At 48.7% G+C, this 3159-nt stretch carries 2 rRNA genes; both read left to right on the plus strand.

Features of this window, described 5'->3' with window-relative positions:
• Positions 1-8: 8 nt before the first annotated feature.
• Positions 9-2885 (plus strand): 23S ribosomal RNA (locus tag NAT47_RS12460).
• Positions 2886-3009: 124 nt separating this feature from the next.
• A 5S ribosomal RNA gene (gene rrf / locus NAT47_RS12465) occupies positions 3010-3119 on the plus strand.
• Positions 3120-3159: the final 40 nt, after the last annotated feature.

Below are 3159 nucleotides of genomic sequence, written 5' to 3' on the forward strand. Positions count from 1 at the left end.
TAGGCGGCACATAAGCAAAATAAGGGCGTATGGGGGATGCCTAGGCTCTCAGAGGCGATGAAGGACGTGATAAGCTGCGAAAAGCTACGGGGATTGGCACACACGAATTGATCCGTAGATATCCGAATGGGGCAACCCAATGCATTGAAGATGCATTACCCGATAGGGGGCAAACCCGCTGAACTGAAACATCTAAGTAGGCGGAGGAGAAGAAAACAAAAGTGATTCCGTAAGTAGTGGCGAGCGAACGCGGATTAGCCCAAACCAGAGTTGTTACGGCAATTTTGGGGTTGTAGGACCACGACATTCTATGTGGATTGAACCGGAATAACCTGGAAAGGTTAACCAAAGAGGGTGATAGTCCTGTATGGGTAAGAGAAGATATAGATAGTGGTATCCTGAGTAGCGCGGGGCACGTGAAACCCTGTGTGAATTTGGCGGGACCATCCGCTAAGGCTAAATACTCCTGAGAGACCGATAGTGAACCAGTACCGTGAGGGAAAGGTGAAAAGAACCGTGAATAACGGAGTGAAATAGATCCTGAAACCATACGCTTACAAGCGGTCGGAGCCCTTTAGTGGGGTGACGGCGTGCCTTTTGCATAATGAGCCTACGAGTTACCGTTGCTGGCAAGGATAAGCACTTCAGGTGTGGATCCGTAGCGAAAGCGAGTCTGAATAGGGCGCTATAGTCAGTAATGGTAGACGCGAAACCGTGTGATCTACCCATGGGCAGGATGAAGCTGTGGTAACACATAGTGGAGGTCCGAACCGGTTGACGTTGAAAAGTCTTCGGATGACCTGTGGGTAGGGGTGAAAGGCCAATCAAACTCGGAAATAGCTCGTACTCCCCGAAATGCATTTAGGTGCAGCGCTGGATATAAGTTATATAGAGGTAGAGCTACTGATTGGATGCGGGGGCTTCACCGCCTACCAATTCCTGACAAACTCCGAATGCTATATAATGTTTACCAGCAGTGAGGGCATGGGTGCTAAGGTCCATGTCCGAGAGGGAAAGAACCCAGACCATCAGCTAAGGTCCCCAAATGTATGCTAAGTTGAAAAAACGAGGTTTGTCTGCCCAGACAGCTAGGATGTTGGCTTGGAAGCAGCCATTCATTTAAAGAGTGCGTAACAGCTCACTAGTCGAGCGGACGAGCATGGATAATAATCGGGCATAAGCATACTACCGAAGCTATGGATTTGTAGTAATACAAGTGGTAGGGGAGCATTCTAAACTGGGTCGAAGGTGTGATGTGAGTCATGCTGGACTGTTTAGAAAAGAAAATGTAGGCATAAGTAACGATAATGCGGGCGAGAAACCCGCACACCGAAAAACTAAGGTTTCCGCAGCTATGCTAATCAGCTGCGGGTTAGTCGGGTCCTAAGGCGAACCCGAAAGGGACAGTCGATGGCCAACGGGTTAATATTCCCGTACTACTTATAATTGTGATGGAGAGACGCAGTGGTGAAAGTACCGCGAACTGACGGAATAGTTCGTTAAAGCACTTAGCTATAGGCCCGGTAGGCAAATCCGCTGGGACTGGTGAAATGCGATAGTACTCAGAGTCTTCGGACAACGAGATAGTGTACCTAAAGGCTGCCAAGAAAATCTTCTAAACTTAGATTATAAGTACCCGTACCGTAAACCGACACAGGTAGTTGAGGAGAGAATCCTAAGGTGCTCGAGAGATTCATGGCTAAGGAATTAGGCAAAATAGACCTGTAACTTCGGGAGAAAGGTCGCCAGCGCAAGCTGGCCGCAGTGAAGAGGTCCAGGCGACTGTTTATCAAAAACACAGGGCTCTGCAAAATCGTAAGATGAAGTATAGGGCCTGACACCTGCCCGGTGCTGGAAGGTTAAGAGGAGATGTTATCTTCGGAGAAGCATTGAATTGAAGCCCCAGTAAACGGCGGCCGTAACTATAACGGTCCTAAGGTAGCGAAATTCCTTGTCGGGTAAGTTCCGACCTGCACGAATGGTGTAACGATCTGGACACTGTCTCAGCCATGAGCTCGGTGAAATTGTAGTATCGGTGAAGATGCCGATTACCCGCAGTGGGACGAAAAGACCCTGTGCACCTTTACTATAGCTTAATATTGACCTTGGACACGTGATGTGTAGGATAGGTGGGAGACTGTGAAGCGGCGTCGCTAGGCGTTGTGGAGTCATTGTTGAAATACCACCCTTTGCTTGTCTGAGGCCTAACCCCGCGTTGCGGGGGACATTGTTTGGTGGGTAGTTTGACTGGGGTGGTCGCCTCCAAAAGAGTAACGGAGGCTTCTAAAGGTTCCCTCAGCACGCTTGGTAACCGTGCGTAGAGTGCAATGGCATAAGGGAGCTTGACTGAGAGACATACAGGTCGATCAGGTACGAAAGTAGAGCATAGTGATCCGGTGGTTCCGCATGGAAGGGCCATCGCTCAAAGGATAAAAGGTACGCCGGGGATAACAGGCTGATCTCCCCCAAGAGCTCATATCGACGGGGGGGTTTGGCACCTCGATGTCGGCTCGTCACATCCTGGGGCTGGAGAAGGTCCCAAGGGTTGGGCTGTTCGCCCATTAAAGTGGCACGCGAGCTGGGTTCAGAACGTCGTGAGACAGTTCGGTCTCTATCTACTGTGGGCGTTAGAAATTTGAGTGGATCTGATTCTAGTACGAGAGGACCGAATTGGACTGACCGCTGGTGTATCTGTTGTTCCGCCAGGAGCACTGCAGAGTAGCTACGTCGGGAAGGGATAAGCGCTGAAAGCATATAAGCGCGAAACCCACCACAAGATGAGATTTCTTTTAAGGGTCGTGGAAGATGACCACGTTGATAGGCTATAGATGTAAAGGCAGTAATGTCATAGTCGAGTAGTACTAATAACCCGTAAGCTTATGTACAAGCCTCCCCGCTAAGGCGGGGAGCGAAACTTTCTTTTAAATTTATTTATCTCAGTATGTTAAGATATTGTTCAATTGTTAATATCATTACAATTGAAAAATTGCTCAAAGCAATTTAACCTCTTAAGGTGGTTATTGCGTCGGGGCTCACCTCTTCCCATTCCGAACAGAGAAGTTAAGCCCGACTGCGCAGATGGTACTGCATTTATGTGGGAGAGTATGTCGCCGCCTTTTTTTTGAAAACCCTTCATCATTCGATGAGGGGTTTTTTGTT

Origin of the sequence: Flavobacterium fragile, assembly GCF_023634865.1 — a bacterium.
In the GTDB taxonomy this organism is placed as follows: Bacteria; Bacteroidota; Bacteroidia; order Flavobacteriales; family Flavobacteriaceae; genus Flavobacterium; species Flavobacterium fragile.